This is a genomic window from Pseudomonas sivasensis, assembly GCF_013778505.1.
Taxonomy (GTDB): domain Bacteria; phylum Pseudomonadota; class Gammaproteobacteria; order Pseudomonadales; family Pseudomonadaceae; genus Aquipseudomonas; species Aquipseudomonas sivasensis.
Genome location: NZ_JAAOWU010000001.1, coordinates 15766 through 30785 on the forward strand (window position 1 = coordinate 15766; position 15020 = coordinate 30785).

At 59.9% G+C, this 15020-nt stretch carries 12 protein-coding genes; 7 read left to right on the forward strand and 5 right to left on the reverse strand.

Annotation, left to right across the window (positions count from 1 at the left end; genetic code table 11):
- Positions 1-138: 138 nt before the first annotated feature.
- Positions 139-255 carry a cytochrome c oxidase subunit CcoM gene (gene ccoM, locus G9Q84_RS29585; protein ID WP_017530457.1) on the reverse strand — a complete coding sequence of 39 codons (117 nt, stop codon included), beginning with the start codon at positions 253-255 and terminating at the stop codon, positions 139-141.
- 143 nt (positions 256-398) lie between these two features.
- Complete coding sequence (locus G9Q84_RS00080; RefSeq protein ID WP_095184037.1) at positions 399-560, reverse strand: hypothetical protein; 162 nt, start codon at positions 558-560, stop codon at positions 399-401.
- Positions 561-693: 133 nt separating this feature from the next.
- On the opposite strand from G9Q84_RS00080, the gene G9Q84_RS00085 reads away from it, so the two are divergent.
- From G9Q84_RS00085 to G9Q84_RS00095, 3 genes are all read left to right on the forward strand, one after another.
- A complete protein-coding gene (locus G9Q84_RS00085) occupies positions 694-1566 on the forward strand; it encodes a LysR substrate-binding domain-containing protein (protein WP_181642713.1) in 873 nt (290 codons plus the stop codon).
- 91 nt (positions 1567-1657) lie between these two features.
- Complete coding sequence (locus tag G9Q84_RS00090; RefSeq protein ID WP_099601298.1) at positions 1658-2128, forward strand: RidA family protein; 471 nt, start codon at positions 1658-1660, stop codon at positions 2126-2128.
- The gene (locus tag G9Q84_RS00095) at positions 2125-3306 is read left to right on the forward strand and encodes an aminotransferase class V-fold PLP-dependent enzyme (RefSeq protein WP_181642714.1); all 1182 of its coding nucleotides are present in this window, start codon (positions 2125-2127) and stop codon (positions 3304-3306) included. The genes G9Q84_RS00090 and G9Q84_RS00095 overlap by 4 nt, the downstream gene beginning before the upstream one ends.
- Here G9Q84_RS00095 and G9Q84_RS00100 read toward each other — a convergent pair.
- Positions 3303-3644, reverse strand: a complete 342-nt coding sequence (locus G9Q84_RS00100; RefSeq protein WP_032891563.1) for a hypothetical protein — start codon at positions 3642-3644, stop codon at positions 3303-3305. The two genes, G9Q84_RS00095 and G9Q84_RS00100, sit on opposite strands and share 4 nt — an antisense overlap.
- A 218-nt stretch (positions 3645-3862) precedes the next feature.
- On the opposite strand from G9Q84_RS00100, the gene rapA reads away from it, so the two are divergent.
- Positions 3863-6709, forward strand: coding sequence for an RNA polymerase-associated protein RapA (rapA, locus tag G9Q84_RS00105; RefSeq protein ID WP_032891564.1), 2847 nt, complete (start codon positions 3863-3865; stop codon positions 6707-6709).
- A 181-nt stretch (positions 6710-6890) separates the two neighbouring features.
- On the opposite strand, the gene G9Q84_RS00110 is transcribed toward rapA, so the two are convergent.
- Entirely contained in the window at positions 6891-8237 is a 1347-nt protein-coding gene (locus G9Q84_RS00110; RefSeq protein WP_032891565.1) for a spinster family MFS transporter, read from the reverse strand.
- Between the two features lie 251 nt (positions 8238-8488).
- On the opposite strand from G9Q84_RS00110, the gene G9Q84_RS00115 reads away from it, so the two are divergent.
- The 3 genes from G9Q84_RS00115 to G9Q84_RS00125 all read left to right on the forward strand — a co-directional run bounded on the left by G9Q84_RS00115 (position 8489) and on the right by G9Q84_RS00125 (position 13637).
- Entirely contained in the window at positions 8489-8854 is a 366-nt protein-coding gene (locus G9Q84_RS00115; protein WP_032891567.1) for a YkgJ family cysteine cluster protein, read from the forward strand.
- Between the two features lie 138 nt (positions 8855-8992).
- On the forward strand, positions 8993-11257 hold the full coding sequence (locus G9Q84_RS00120) for a putative bifunctional diguanylate cyclase/phosphodiesterase (protein ID WP_032891569.1): 2265 nt from the start codon (positions 8993-8995) through the stop codon (positions 11255-11257).
- A 202-nt stretch (positions 11258-11459) separates the two neighbouring features.
- Complete coding sequence (locus tag G9Q84_RS00125; RefSeq protein WP_181642715.1) at positions 11460-13637, forward strand: hypothetical protein; 2178 nt, start codon at positions 11460-11462, stop codon at positions 13635-13637.
- A 44-nt stretch (positions 13638-13681) separates the two neighbouring features.
- Here G9Q84_RS00125 and G9Q84_RS00130 read toward each other — a convergent pair whose 3' ends face one another.
- Positions 13682-14773, reverse strand: coding sequence for a hypothetical protein (locus G9Q84_RS00130; protein WP_122764887.1), 1092 nt, complete (start codon positions 14771-14773; stop codon positions 13682-13684).
- Positions 14774-15020: the final 247 nt, after the last annotated feature.

A 15020-nucleotide genomic window follows, 5' to 3' on the forward strand; every position in this document is an offset into this window, starting at 1 on the left:
TTGCGCCTTTTTTTTGGTTTTTTTGGCGGGGGACCTATCCGTTGCTGCAGCGACGGATATACACACAAAAACAACTCAAAAAAAAAGGCGACCGAAGTCGCCCAAAATGCCTTGCGTGCTCATGTAACCCGGAAAGACCTAAGGTTTTTTACGCTTGTTTGCGTCTTTCCAGATGAAGAATCCAAACCCTACAAAAAACAACACCATGAGGCTTACAGTCAGCACTCCGGCGAATACCACATTATCGATAAACATGACCGGCCTCCTGCACTTGCCCTGTTGCGATAGGGCTAAGTTACTGGAGAAGGCGGATTGAAAAATTGACGGGGATCAATGTCGCCCGCAACGGGGCGTAAAGAAGGGGACTAACTGACCTGCATCAACAGATGCAGGCCGTGTTAACGCTTTTTCGGTTTGTTCTTTGATTTTTTCTTGCCTTTGCCTAAAGGCATCGCGTGTTCAAACGCCTGGCGCACTTCATTCAGGCGTTTGTCATTGAGGTCATGTACGCGCTTGGCGCGTTCGGCATTCAGGTCGATCAGCTTGTCGTCATCACTCATGGCTTGTCTTACGTCGTGGCGAGTAGGGTTCAATAATGCGGGCTGCTGCGCCCGACGGCAAATCAGCGCGCGACAAATGGCAGGCCGTCGCCCAAAATCGGCACTTTCCGCACGACCCAGGAGGCGCACTCAGGTGGCTCTGCACAAGGATCTTCCACCGTTGCTGGCACTACGAGCCTTTGAAGCCGTGGCCCGCCACTTGAGTTTTATCAAGGCGGCGAGTGAGTTATCGGTTACCCAAAGCGCCCTAAGCCATCAGGTGCAAAAGCTCGAACAGCATCTGGGTAAACCGCTGTTTATCCGACGCACCCGCGCGATCGATCTGACCGCCGACGGGCAGCGTTACTACGATGAAATCCGCCCCGCCCTTGACGCCATCGCTGCCGCGACCCGCGCCCAACGGCAGCTACCCAGCGCCACTGTGTTGCGCATCGGCCTGCTGGCGTCTTTCGCAACCTTGTGGCTGGCCCCGCGCCTGGCGGGGTTTCTCAACCGCTATCCGCACATCCAGGTGGAGCTGTTGCCAGCGATTCAACTGGCCAACGTCGCCGCTGCCGAAGTCGACCTGGCCATCCGTTACGGCAAAGGCGATTGGCCGGACGTGCGGGCCACGCGGCTGATGGCTGAAGTGATTTCACCGGTGTGCAGCCCGGCATTCAAGGCCAGTCAACTGCACAACGGCCCCTTGCTGATGGCAACCTCGCACCGGCCGTTCGAATGGACGGATTGGTCCCAGCATTATCAAGTCGACCTCGAAGACCACCCGCGCGTCATGCTGCATGACTACAACATCGTGGTCGAAGCCGCCGTCGCCGGCCAGGGCATTGCCATGGGCCGTCACCGCCTGATCCAACGCCGGCTTCAGGACGGCAGCCTGGTTGAAGCCTTCGATTGGCCGCCCTACCACAGTGACATCGGCTATTGGCTGATCGCCCCCCAAGGTTCCACCGGTGAAGCGGCCGAGTGTTTCAGCCGATGGTTAAAGGAGGTCTGCGCTGACGCGTGAGTTATTTCGATACGTCGCGTGAGATCTATCCGTTTGTCGCAGCCTCCCCCGGACCAACATGCTCAAACCTCTTGAAATCAGAGGATTCAGCATGAGCAACTCCATCCGCCAACGCGTGCACGCCCTTGGCTTGACGCTGCCAGCCCCCAGCCAGCCGATTGCCAACTACATCAACCATGTCATCAGCCAGAACCAGCTGTTTATTTCCGGGCAGATCCCCCTGCTCGACGGCAAGCCTGCTTACCTCGGCAGACTGGGGGAATCCCTCAGCGAGGAAGACGGCACCCAGGCGGCAGAACTGGCTGCACTGAGCTTGCTCGCGCAATTGAGCGATGCCTTGGGCGATGACCTGTCGCGCTTGGTACGCACCCTGCGCCTGGGGGTTTTTATCGCCAGCAGCGCTGACTTCCAGCACCAGGGCGCGGTGGCGAACGGTGCGTCGAACCTGCTGGTGAATGCACTCGGCGAACAGGGCCGGCATGTGCGAACAGCGGTGGGTGTTGCCAGCCTGCCGGCCGGCGTGGCGGTGGAGGTTGACGCAATTTTCGAGTTGCAGCCGTGAGCCCGCTGGATATTCAACGATTAAGGGAGGCCACTCCCGGCTGCCAATCGGGCCTCGTGCACTTCAACCATGCCGGCGCGTCCCTGCCAAGCCAGGCGACACTGGACGCCATCATCGACCAACTACAGCGCGAAGCCCGCGACGGTCCAATGGAGGCCGGTGAGCATGGCGCCATGCTGATGGAAAAAGCCCGCCACGCCGCCGCGCAACTGCTCAATGCGCCCGCCGCGTCCATAGCGTTTGCCAGCAGCGGCTCAACTGCCTGGAGCATGGCGTTCCAAGCCTTGGGCGCGTGGCAACCCGGTGATCGCATTCTGGTGGGGCGCCACGAATGGGGCGGCAATCTGGCGAGCATGCAGCTGGCCGTGCAGGCGGGTGCACGGGTGGAAGTCATCCCCTGCGATGCAACCGGCGCGGTTTGCCCCGTGGCGCTGGAGTCAATGATCGATGCCCATGTAAAGCTGATCGACCTCACCTGGCTCCCGGCCAACGGCGGCCTGATCAACCCCGCCCAGGCCATCGGCGCAGTGGCCAAGCGTCATGGCATCCCCTACTTTGTCGACGCCGGCCAAGCCGTCGGCCAAGTGCCGGTGGATGTACAAGCGTTGCAGTGTGACGTACTCAAGTCGGCCGGTCGCAAACACCTGCGCGGGCCGCGAGGCACGGCGCTGCTGTATGTACGGCCGGACTTTCTCCAGCACCTGGACCCGGCCCAGCGTGACGTGCTTTCTGCCCCCTTGGCCGCAACCGGTTTCGACCTGCGCGACGACGCCAGGCGCTTTGAAACCAGCGAAGTGTCCTTCGCGCTGTTAGCGGGTTTGGGAAATGCGCTGCACGAGATGAATCACCTGGGGATTGAGCGCGTATGGGAACGCGTCGCACAGACCAGCACACAAATTCGCGAAGCTCTACGTGAGATTCCGGGGATTTCCCTGCATGAACTGGGCACGCTTCAATCAGGACTGATCGCTTTCAACCTCGCCGGCTGGGACGCCTTCGAACTCAAACGGCAATTGGGATTGAAGCGCATCAATATCGGCGCCAACGGCGTGGGCTACACCCCGCTGGATATGCAGGCGCGTGGCCTGGCAAGCGTTGCAAGAATCTCCGTCAGCCCCCTGAACAACGATCACGACATCAAGTCGCTGATGGCAGCCCTGCGGCAACTGAGCGCTTAAACTTCGACGTCAACCCACAAGCCCTGGCGCGGCGCGTCTTCGATCAACGGCACGACCGGTACGGTGTTGTCGGCATTGAGCAGGTCGCCCGGAATCGCCAGGTGCTGATCCGGGTTTTCATCGGCTTCGCGCCGACGTTTCTGTTGTTCCTGCTGGCGGCGTTGTTCCTCGCGCAGCAAGAAGGTCGACTGCTCGGCATCGCCCTTTTTCAGGTCGATCGTGCTTTCGTTGGAGCCCGCTTGCACAGGGACCACGGGCGGAATATCCGGTTTCTGGCGGACCGGGTCGAGTTGCGACGTAACCGGTACAACGCTGACGGGCAGCATGGGTGGCAGCATGATAGTTGTTCTCCTGTCAGCAGGCTGTCGGCGGGCCGGGCGACGACTTGAGCACGGACTCGCCAACCTGTGACCCAGTCGACACTCGCAAGTGCCCGCCACCCGTCGATTCAGCGCTCGCCCCTGCACTCAAACGGAGTAGTTTTCGTCAGAGTCCTTTGGCTGAGGGCCTTGTTCCGTTAAGATAGTCGGCTTTTTCACGGCGGGAGTCAGGCAGCATGGCGCAGCAGTATCAACCGGGGCAACGCTGGATTAGTGACAGCGAAGCAGAGCTGGGGTTAGGCACCGTTCTGGCACAGGACGGCCGCTTGTTGACCGTGCTCTATCCGGCCACTGGCGACACTCGCCAGTATGCGCTACGGAATGCGCCCCTCACCCGCGTGAGGTTCTCGCCGGGTGACTCCATCACCCATTTCGAAGGCTGGAAAATGACCGTTCAGGAAGTCGACGACGTCGACGGTCTGTTGGTTTACCACGGCCTCAATGGGCAGAACGAGCAGGTCACCCTACCGGAAACCCAACTCTCCAACTTCATCCAGTTCCGACTGGCCAGCGACCGTCTGTTCGCCGGCCAAATCGACCCGTTGGCGTGGTTCTCGCTGCGCTACCACACCCTGGAACACACCAGCCGCCAATTGCAGTCCTCGCTGTGGGGCCTGGGTGGCGTGCGTGCGCAACCCATTGCTCACCAACTGCATATCGCCCGTGAAGTCGCTGACCGTATCGCGCCGCGGGTATTGCTGGCGGACGAAGTAGGCCTGGGCAAGACCATCGAAGCCGGCCTGGTGATCCATCGCCAATTGCTGTCGGGCCGCGCCAACCGTGTGCTGATCCTGGTCCCGGAAAACCTGCAGCACCAGTGGCTGGTGGAAATGCGCCGCCGCTTCAACCTGCAAGTTGCGCTGTTCGACGAAGAACGCTTCATCGAAAGCGATGCCGCCAACCCGTTCGAAGACACTCAGTTGGCCCTGGTTGCACTGGAATGGCTGGTGGACGACGAGAAGGCCCAGGACGCGCTGTTCGCCGCCGGCTGGGACTTGCTGGTAGTCGACGAAGCCCACCACCTGGTCTGGCATGAAGAAAAAGCCAGCCCGGAATACACGCTGGTGGAGCAACTCGCCGAAGTGATCCCCGGCGTCCTGCTGCTCACCGCTACCCCGGAGCAACTGGGCCAGGACAGCCACTTCGCTCGCCTGCGCCTGTTGGACCCGAACCGATTCCACGACCTGCACGCCTTCCGCGCCGAGAGCGAGAACTATCGCCCGGTGGCCGAAGCCGTGCAGGAGCTGCTCGATAAGGGCCGCCTGTCACCGACCGCACACAAGACCATCCAAGGCTTCCTCGGCAACGAAGGCGAAGCGCTGCTCACCGCCGTCAACGATGGCGACGCAGAAGCCAGCGCGCGCCTGGTGCGTGAGCTGCTCGACCGCCACGGCACCGGCCGCGTGCTGTTCCGTAACACTCGTGCCGCCGTGCAGGGTTTCCCGGAGCGCAAGCTGCACGCCTACCCAATGCCGAACCCGGACGAATACCTGGAGTTGCCGCTGGGCGAACACGCCGAGCTGTACCCGGAAGTCAGCTTCCAGTCGCAACCGGACATCGATGAAGAAAACCGCTGGTGGCGCTTCGACCCGCGCGTCGAGTGGCTGATCGACCAGCTCAAAATGCTCAAGCGCACCAAAGTGCTGGTGATCTGCGCCCACGCCGAAACCGCCATGGACCTGGAAGACGCCCTGCGCGTGCGCTCCGGCATCCCGGCCACGGTGTTCCACGAGGGCATGAACATCCTCGAACGTGACCGCGCCGCCGCCTACTTTGCCGACGAAGAGTTTGGCGCACAGGTGCTGATCTGCTCGGAAATCGGCAGTGAAGGCCGCAACTTCCAGTTCTCCCACCACTTGGTGCTGTTCGACCTGCCGTCACACCCCGACCTGCTGGAACAGCGGATCGGTCGTCTGGACCGGATCGGCCAGAAGCATGTGATCGAACTGCACGTGCCGTACCTGGAAACCAGCCCGCAAGAGCGCCTGTTCCAGTGGTACCACGAAGCGCTGAACGCGTTCCTCAACACCTGCCCGACCGGCAACGCCTTGCAGCATCAGTTCGGCCCGCGCCTACTGCCGCTGCTGGAAAACGCTGACGACGGCGAGTGGCAAGCCCTGATCGACGAAGCCCGTGCCGAGCGCGAGCGCCTGGAGCAAGAGCTGCATACCGGTCGTGACCGTCTGCTGGAGCTCAACTCCGGCGGCGCTGGCGAAGGCGATGCGCTGGTTGAAGACATTCTTGAACAAGACGACCAGTTCGCCCTGCCGATCTATATGGAAACCCTGTTCGACGCATTCGGCATCGACAGCGAAGACCATTCGGAAAACGCGCTGATCCTCAAGCCCAGCGAAAAAATGCTCGACGCCAGCTTCCCCCTGGGCGACGACGAAGGTGTAACCATCACCTACGACCGTAACCAGGCACTGTCGCGCGAAGACATGCAGTTCATCACCTGGGAACACCCGATGGTGCAGGGCGGCATGGACCTGGTGCTGTCCGGTTCCATGGGCAATACCGCCGTGGCGCTGATCAAGAACAAGGCGCTCAAGCCGGGCACCGTGCTGCTGGAGCTGCTCTACGTCAGCGAAGTCGTCGCACCACGCGCACTGCAACTGGGTCGCTACCTGCCGCCGGCGGCACTGCGCTGCTTGCTGGATACCAACGGCAACGACCTGTCCGGCCGCGTCTCGTTCGAAACCCTGAACGACCAGTTGGAAAGCGTGCCACGGGCCAGCGCCAACAAGTTCGTGCAAGCCCAGCGCGATCAACTCACCCCGCGCATCAACGCCGGTGAAGAGAAGATCACTCCGCGCCACGCCGAACGTGTGGCCGAGGCCAAGCGTCGCCTGGCGGCAGACACCGACGAAGAACTGGCACGCCTGACCGCGTTGCAAGCGGTCAACCCGACCGTGCGTGACAGTGAGTTGGTTGCCCTGCGCAACCAACGCGAGCAAGGCCTGGCCATGCTCGACAAAGCGGCGCTGCGACTGGAAGCCATTCGGGTGTTGGTAGCGGGTTGATTACCGCCCTGCCCTGCTGAACAAGAAGGCCCGCGCAATGCGGGCCTTTTTTATTCGCTGGAGAACAGCGTTGGCTTTGGGCTTCATCGGGGGCAAGCCCCCTCCCACATTGATCAGTGGTCGACATGACAACTCGGTCAACTGCGGGAGGAAGCTTGCCCCCGGTGGAATCACCGCGGTTTCAAGCAGTCGCTGCCGCAGCCGGCACCTCAACCGCCATCAAGCCTTCCTTCATACGCTTGGCATCACGCACAAAACTGCGTGACGCCTGGAACAGAAACAACATCGTCAAAAACAGCGCCACCGGAATTAGGTACATGGCGTCGTGCAAGCCCACGGCTTTATAAGCCTCGGTCATCTGCGCAGCCCCATCGGCATACATCGCCGAATGGGCAAAGTGGTCGGACAGCCCGCCCACCACAATCGGCCCCATCCCGCCGCCGAGCAAGTACAACCCGGCAAAGAACAACGCCATCGCCGTGGCCCGCAGGCGCGGCTCGACCACGTCCTGGATCGCGGTGTACACGCAGGTGTAGAAGTTATACGCAAACAACCAGCCCACACTGAACAGGGCCACAAACACGCCGATCTCGATGCGCCCGGCGTGCAATGCCCAGGCGGTGGTCACAGTGGAGATGATCAGGCTGAACGCCGCAAACAGCAGCCGGCCATTGGCAACACGTTGATGGATCTTGTCGGCAATCCAGCCCCCCAAGGTCAAGCCCACCAGGCCGGTCAACCCGACAATGACGCCAGTGGCGACCGCCGCGTCCTGCAGTGGCATAAGGAAATAGCGCTGCAGCATCGGCACCAGGAACGAGTTGCACGCGTAGGTGGCAAAGTTGAAGCACAGGCCAGCCAGCACCAGCCACAGGAAAGTCGGCACAGCCAGTACGCGGCGAATCGGGCGGTCGACGCGTTCCTGGGAGACTTGTACGGTTTCGGCGGCGCCGCGCTTGGGCTCCTTGATATAGAACATGAACACCGCAAGGATCATCCCCGGCACGGCGGCGATAAAGAACGGCGCGCGCCAGCTGTCGAAGGCCTTGACCATCCAGCCAATGGTAAAGAATGCCAGCAATAGGCCAAGCGGCAGGCCCAGCATGAAAATCCCCATGGCTCGAGCACGGCGGTGCGCCGGGAACAGATCGCCAATCAGCGAGTTGGCGGCAGGCGCATAACTGGCTTCACCGATACCGATGCCCATGCGCACCAGCAAGAATGTCCAGAAACTGCCGACCAAGCCGTTGACTGCCGTCAGGCCGCTCCACGCGAACAGGCCCCAGCCCATGAGTTTGCTGCGCGAGCCGGTATCGGCCATGCGCCCAAGCGGCAGGCCGGCAATGGCGTAGACGATAGTAAAAGCGGTGCCGATGATGCCGAGCTGGAAGTCGCTCAGGTGCCATTCCATGCGGATTGGCTCGATGATGATCGCCGGAATCGTGCGGTCGAAGAAGTTGAACAGGTTGGCCAGAAACAGCAGGAACAGAATGCGCCAGGCATTCGCCGCTTGGGTCGAGTTCTGCATGGGTCCGTCTCTTTTATTGTTATGAGAGCTGCGATGCCCGATGCATCCTGCCCGGTACCTGCAACATAGTCAGGCGAGCTCTGGTTGTCTGTAATGATTCGTAAAGCTGATAGGGCATGATTTCACCCGGTGCTGCGGGACTTCACCTACAAAAATATAAGTGCGCCACCCTCTTCCCAACGGCCATGGCGCGGATAGAATGGCGAGCCTTCCCGTAGCACCCCTTCTTACCTTTCTTATCGATGACGCCCATGTCCGAAGCCAGTCCGTGTCTGAGTTGCGGTGCCTGCTGTTCACACTTCCGTGTGTCTTTCTTCTGGGGTGAGTGTGCCTCATCGGGGGGCACGGTGCCGGATGACCTGGTGGTGCAGATCAACCCGACCCGCGTGGCGATGATCGGGACTGATCAAAAGCCCGCACGCTGCTGCAGCCTTGAAGGTGAAGTCGGCAAAGGCACCAGTTGCTCAATATATGAGCAGCGTTCAAGCCCCTGCCGAGAGTTCGATGCGTCGTGGAGTCAGGGCGAACAGAACGTCGACTGCGATGCAGCCCGCGCCGCATTTGGCCTGCCGCCGTTGCAAGCGCCGTTCGAATTGGAACTGCCCATCAGCGCTTAGCATTAATCGCTATGGGTGGCATGCCAAAATCATTCAGAGCAAAGTGCCATTATCCCTGGCAAATCCTTCGAGGCTTCTATACTCGACCCCATAGGTCATTGCCGCAGGCTGTGACGTGACGCTATGACGGGACATGCTATGGAATGGCTGGGTCTGCACTTCTTTACCGATCTTCCAGCGAACGGGCACTTATTACTCAATTGCAGTCATAACCCTTTCCTGGTGTTGCTGGCCTATCTGGTGGCCTGTGCGGCGGGGTTCGGCACCCTGGACATGGCTGAACGCGTTGGCCATGTCGAAGATCCCACCGCACGCCGCCACTGGCGCTGGCTGGGTGCCGGCTGCCTGGCGGGTGGCATTTGGTCTACCCACTTCATCAGCATGCTGGCCTTCCAAGCCCCCATTGCGATTCACTACGAACTGATTACAACGTTCGCCTCGCTGCTGATCGCCCTGATCGCCTCGTTGTTCGCCATGAAAACCCTCAGTCATGCCAACCTGCGGTTCCACCAATACGTGCTGGCGTCGGTCTGGATGGGGTTTGGCATCGCGTTGATGCACTACGTCGGCATGTCAGCCATGCGCTCCCAGGCTCAGATGTATTTCGAGTCGGGACTGTTCCTCGCCTCTGTGGGCATCGCCATGGGCGCCAGCCTGGCCGCGTTATTGCTGTCGAGTTACCTGCGCACCGGCACTGGGGTATTTCATCAACTGCTCAAGTACGCCGCCAGCCTGGTGCTGGGCGCGGGCATTCTCAGCATGCACTTTACCGGCATGGCCGCGACGCAATTGATCGTGCCCACGGGGGCCGACCTTTCATTGCCGCTGGACAACAACCCGATCCAATTGGGACTGTCGGTCGCCGTGATCACCCTGCTGGTAATCGGCAGCAGCATCAGCGCTGCTCTGGCGGACAAGAAACTGCAGCACAAGGAACGCGACCTGCGTCGGGTCAACGCACTGCTCAGCGAACTGGACCAGGCGCGCGCCTCTCTACAACAGGTAGCCCATTACGATGCCCTGACCAGCCTGCTCAATCGCCGGGGTTTCAATCAGATCTTTGCGGAGAAAATCGCCGAAAAAACCGCTTCAAACGGCATGATGGCCGTGATTTTCCTGGACATCGACCACTTCAAGCGCATCAACGACAGCCTCGGTCATGACGCCGGCGATCAATTGCTCACCGTACTCGCCAGCCATATCAAAGGCTCGGTGCGCAGCCATGCAGACGTGGTCGCCCGGTTTGGCGGCGATGAGTTCTGCATCCTGATCAGCGTCCACCACCGCGACGAAGCGCGGCACCTGGCCCAGCGCATCATGCAGAAAATGAAAGAGCCCATCGAACTGGCCGGCCGCCGCATGGTAATGACCACCAGCATCGGCATCAGCCTGTTTCCCGACGATGGCCTGACCTGCGAAGAGCTGCTCAAGACCGCCGACCTGGCGCTTTACCAGTCCAAGGATACGGGGCGTAACAGCCTGAACTTCTTCAGTTCCAACCTGAAGACCCGGGCCTTCCTCGAACTGCAATTGGAAGAAGAACTGCGCAGCGCCTTGCGCGCCCAGAACCAACTGGTGCTGTTCTACCAACCGATATTTGACATGAAACTGGGCAAAGTCACGCGCCTGGAGGCCCTCGTGCGCTGGCAGCATCCGCAACATGGGCTGCTGGCCCCGGACCGATTTATCGGCATTGCCGAAAGCAACGGACTGATCGCCGACCTCGACCACTGGGTACTGCGCCAGGCCTGCCATGACTTGAGCCTGCTAACCGACCGAGGCTATACCGACCTGACCATGGCGGTGAACTGCTCGGCCCTGAACCTGGCCCGCGATGAGCTGGCAGATGAGATAGAAGACGCCCTGCGCTTCAGCGGGATCGGCGCTAATCGCCTGGAGCTGGAAGTGACTGAAAATGCGCTGATGGGCAACATCAGCAGCACCCTGGCACTGTTGCGGCAAATACGTTCGCTGGGCGTGTCGCTGGCCATCGACGATTTCGGCACCGGCTACTCCTCCCTCGCTTACCTCAAGCGCCTGCCGCTCAACACCTTGAAGATTGATCGTTCGTTCATCCAGGACATTCCCAAATCGACCGCCGATATCGAGATCGTCCAGGCGATTATCGGCATGGCCCATACCCTGCACCTGCAGGTGGTGACCGAAGGCGTGGAAACCCATGCCCAGTTCGAACTGCTGCTCCAACACGGCTGTGATTACGTCCAGGGTTACCTGCTGAGCCCAGCAGTGGCCGCCAGTGACATCATCAGCGTTATGCAGGGCATCGACATACACAACCCGCTTTATTCGTTGAGCATGGCAGCCACCAAAGACACCATCGCGCCGAGAGAACCTGCCCCGGGCCGACCTGGGCCCACCTCTATCGTGAGGCCAATTCGCTGACGCCGATTCCTTGGCATTTCGCCATCATTCATCTAAAGATTCCCGACGAACGGCCGATTCATCAGAGTCCGGCCAGGTTTTCCCTGAGAACACGGGGTCAGCCCGATCGTCCCGGACAAGGACGCACTGCAAAGTCGCGAACTCCCATTCCGTGATGGCCCTTTGATTCTTTCCAGCCATCCGCCCAGGCACATGGCGCACAATGACTTCTAAAAATAACTCTGCCACCGTGGTATCCGACGTGTTGCTCGCAGCGCCTGCGCAGAAGCCCTCAGGTTCAACGTCATTGACCACTGCCCGCCCGCTGTCCACCCAGCAATACCTGTACTTCACCGAAACCAATACCGACCGTATCCTCGATAACCTCGATGGCCTGCGCGACATGGTGTTTCCATGCCCGCCTCATCTGGAAGTGGACGGCGAGCAGCGCAGCGAGCAAGAGTTTCCGTCGGTATGCCTGATCGGCCTGGGCCGCTGCGGTTCGAACATTGCGCTGGACGTGGCGGAGTTGGTGTACAACGCGCGAAAGTTCTACCTGAACGAGTTCAGCAACGAAGATAAATCGTTGGACAAGGGTTACAGTCCGGCCCAGTGGATCCGCAATAACCTGCGCCTGGGCGGCGGCAAGGCCAGCAAGCCGGTGTTCCTGGTGGAACCGTTGGTGATGCTCGGCGACCTGGACAAGGACATCGCCGGGCGTATTCGCTTCTCACGCAAGGGCGAAAAAAGCGGCTTCCTGCGCGACTACAGCAAGATGAAAATCATGGACCTCTCCGAAGTCCATGCCGGTGGCGCCGGTAACGCGCCGATCCTCGGCCAATACCTGGCGAAGATCATCCTCAACAAAGACACCCAGCGCTTTTCCAGCCCCGACTGGAAAATGATCCACTCGTACCTCATCGACTCCTGCGGCATCAAGGCCAATCAGTCGCGTCTGTACTTCTCGATCTTCAGCGCCGGTGGCGGTACCGGCTCAGGCATGGCCTCGGAATTCGGCCTGGCCCAGCAGCACTCGTACATGAACAAGACCTTCGACACCAAGCCCGCCGATGAGCACGACAGCAAAAGCGGCCATGCTTTCGTCTTCGAGCCGATCTTCACCAGCGGTATTTGTGTGCTGCCGAACATTTCCGATCACCGCAGTGAAATGTCCGAGGCGCTGCACATCAACGCCGGCCGGCTGCTGTGCAAATACCTTTCGGAAGAGTGGGACTTCTCGTACAACTTTGACAACGAAGACAGCAGCGAAGCCAGCGTGAAGGGGCGTATCCGCCCATGGAACGCGATGATGCTGATCTCCAACGACATCATGCGCTATGCCGAAGAAAGCGATGACGGCAACATCCAGAACATTGACGTCAATGCCATGGAAAAACACGCCAACCAGTACATCTCCCAGCAGATCTTCAACATCCTCACCGCCCAGGCCGTGACCACCGACTACGACCAGAACTACTTCCGTCGCGCCGGTATCGACATCGGCGAAACCATCCGCCTGGACGCCAACGACCTATTCATGAGCCTGGCCGGCCCGGTAGCGATTGCCTACGCCGAGTCCGTGGTTCCGGAAACACCGGTTCCTTCGAATGACAAGTTCAAAGTCTTCGAGAAGGAGCCCCAGCGCCTGAATATCGACGATCTGTTCTTCCGCTCCATCGACCTGCCGCACTTCAATAAGGTCACCCAGGCCATCGAAGGCATCAGCCTGTTGCCAATCGAGTCCAAGCGCTACAAAGCGTCCCTGGAGCAGTACAAGAATTCCGGCTATGACGCAGCGGCGCTGCACGACCTGCACTTCTTCAAGAACTGCTCGTCGGTGGTGTCCATCGTCTCGCTGCCCAAGGACTACAAACTGTCCTACATGGACCTGAACCGGCTCAAGACTCACCTCAACAGCCTGTTCCCCAATACCACGCTCAAGCGCTACGCCTTGGTCATCGGCGCGTCGGCCAACCTGTCGCTGACCACCCTGATTGCCAAGAGCCCCTGCCTGTCGGATGACTTCCTGACGCTGATCGTGGCGTTTATCAAACGTTGCTTCGCGCGCAATCCGTACCGCTTCGATGACACGCTGGACAACTCGATCCTGGATTTCATCATCCACGAGGACTTCGACGAAGACCGTATCGACGAGCTGCTCAACGAGTTTGAAAACCCGGCCAAGATCCTCGACACCAACTGGTACGCGATCAAACCGATGTATGAGAAGAAGTACCGGGAGCTGATCAACGACAAAGACAAGTTCGTATCGATCAATGACATTCGCCTGTCACGGGACTGCGTGAAGAAAGCGATCAAGTACCTGCGTGAGATCTATCGTCACCGTATCGGCAAGACCAAGGTTATTTCGTTGAATAACCATACCGGCAAGACGGCCTGATACTGTGCGACGGCGCCGCGTGGCGCCGTCGCAACGTCATTGCGTCATTGCGTCATGCGCTGGCGCAGGAACGCGAGGATGGTTTGTTCGTCAGCGCGCTTGGCAGGCCGGGGAATATGCTTCGGCCAGCCGGCGTCTTTCGCGCCGAAAAACCGCTGCTGCTCCGCCTCATCCCAGCCGCGAATCTCCCGGGAAGCCGATTCCCACCAGCCATGTCGGCACACGTCGTAGTACGGATGCTCGGGCGCCGAACTGCCGTAGAGCAGATCGCGGCCGACCTTTTTGACACGCTTGCACTGATTGCGCAGCTTCCATTTGATGCGCAATCGCTGCCAGGGCGAGGGCACCGGCTTGACCCGCGGCACATCAAGGCAACGCGCTACCAACTCAGGGCCGAATACCTCACCGTGCTGGGCGAAGAAGTGCGCCTGCATGGCATGGAAGAAGCGCTTGTCGGCATAGTAGTGATGCACAAACTTGCACGCCTCGCGCACCTTCTGTTCGCGCATCGCAAAGGAAATCGCGATTTGCTCGATGGTGTGGATATCGAACGAGTGCTGGGTCCACTCGTCGATCAGGCAGATGGACGCTTCGAGCAGCGGCGCATCACTGGCGCGGACACCGCACAGGCCACTGTTGTAGAGCTTGAAGCTGTTATCGGCAGAGATGCCATGGGCCTGTAGGTGCTCGCCCAACTTGAGGTAGTCAGGACGCTTGCACACGTAGCTCCAGTCGTATTCGAAGCCATCCATCACGTACTGGCCCGGCTCGATCAGCTCAAGCACGCGATGGGGGGATTTGAGAAACAGGGTGTCGGTGTCAACGAACAGGGTCTTGTCCGCAAGCGCAAGCCCGTGGGCAATCGCGCACGCCTTGCGGCGGTGGGCATAGCCGTTTTCACCCTGCCATTGGGTCAGGGTCTGCTCGTCCAAGGTGATGGTCTCAACCGGCCAGCCGAAGTAATCCTGGGGGCGATCGGTCATGACACGGATGCACAACGACTCGCCCGCTTTGAGCTGGGACAAGGCAGTGAGGATACTGAACTTGGCTTCGCGCCGATAAACGTCCTGATTACCGTAAATAAGGTAAAGCAGCTGGTGCGAGGACTTGGCTAAAGGGGGCAGCGCTGACGGCATGACGAGCTCCGGGTGACAAGCGGCGAACTTTACCGGAATTCACCCTTTCCCATGTCATGATCTGACAGCCGCTACGCTTTATTCACACTGAGAAACAATTCTCCCGCCTATTCGCTCGCAAGATAACTGTTCCCATGACGCGCACGTCACCCTGAGCTGTGACCTTTCTCCACGGCAAGATGCCATCACCGTATCTGCGGTTACTCCGCTACACACTTTTGCCACGGAAAAACACGCACCGTTTTAG

Bases quoted from the DNA above. Each gene is read 5' to 3' on its own strand.
- ccoM (WP_017530457.1), bottom strand. From the start codon at position 255: ATGTTTATCGATAATGTGGTATTCGCCGGAGTGCTGACTGTAAGCCTC.
- G9Q84_RS00080 (WP_095184037.1), bottom strand. From the start codon at position 560: ATGAGTGATGACGACAAGCTGATCGACCTGAATGCCGAACGCGCCAAG.
- G9Q84_RS00090 (WP_099601298.1), top strand. From the start codon at position 1,658: ATGAGCAACTCCATCCGCCAACGCGTGCACGCCCTTGGCTTGACGCTG.
- G9Q84_RS00100 (WP_032891563.1), bottom strand. From the start codon at position 3,644: ATGCTGCCACCCATGCTGCCCGTCAGCGTTGTACCGGTTACGTCGCAA.
- rapA (WP_032891564.1), top strand. From the start codon at position 3,863: ATGGCGCAGCAGTATCAACCGGGGCAACGCTGGATTAGTGACAGCGAA.
- G9Q84_RS00110 (WP_032891565.1), bottom strand. From the start codon at position 8,237: ATGCAGAACTCGACCCAAGCGGCGAATGCCTGGCGCATTCTGTTCCTG.
- G9Q84_RS00115 (WP_032891567.1), top strand. From the start codon at position 8,489: ATGTCCGAAGCCAGTCCGTGTCTGAGTTGCGGTGCCTGCTGTTCACAC.
- G9Q84_RS00120 (WP_032891569.1), top strand. From the start codon at position 8,993: ATGGAATGGCTGGGTCTGCACTTCTTTACCGATCTTCCAGCGAACGGG.
- G9Q84_RS00125 (WP_181642715.1), top strand. From the start codon at position 11,460: ATGACTTCTAAAAATAACTCTGCCACCGTGGTATCCGACGTGTTGCTC.
- G9Q84_RS00130 (WP_122764887.1), bottom strand. From the start codon at position 14,773: ATGCCGTCAGCGCTGCCCCCTTTAGCCAAGTCCTCGCACCAGCTGCTT.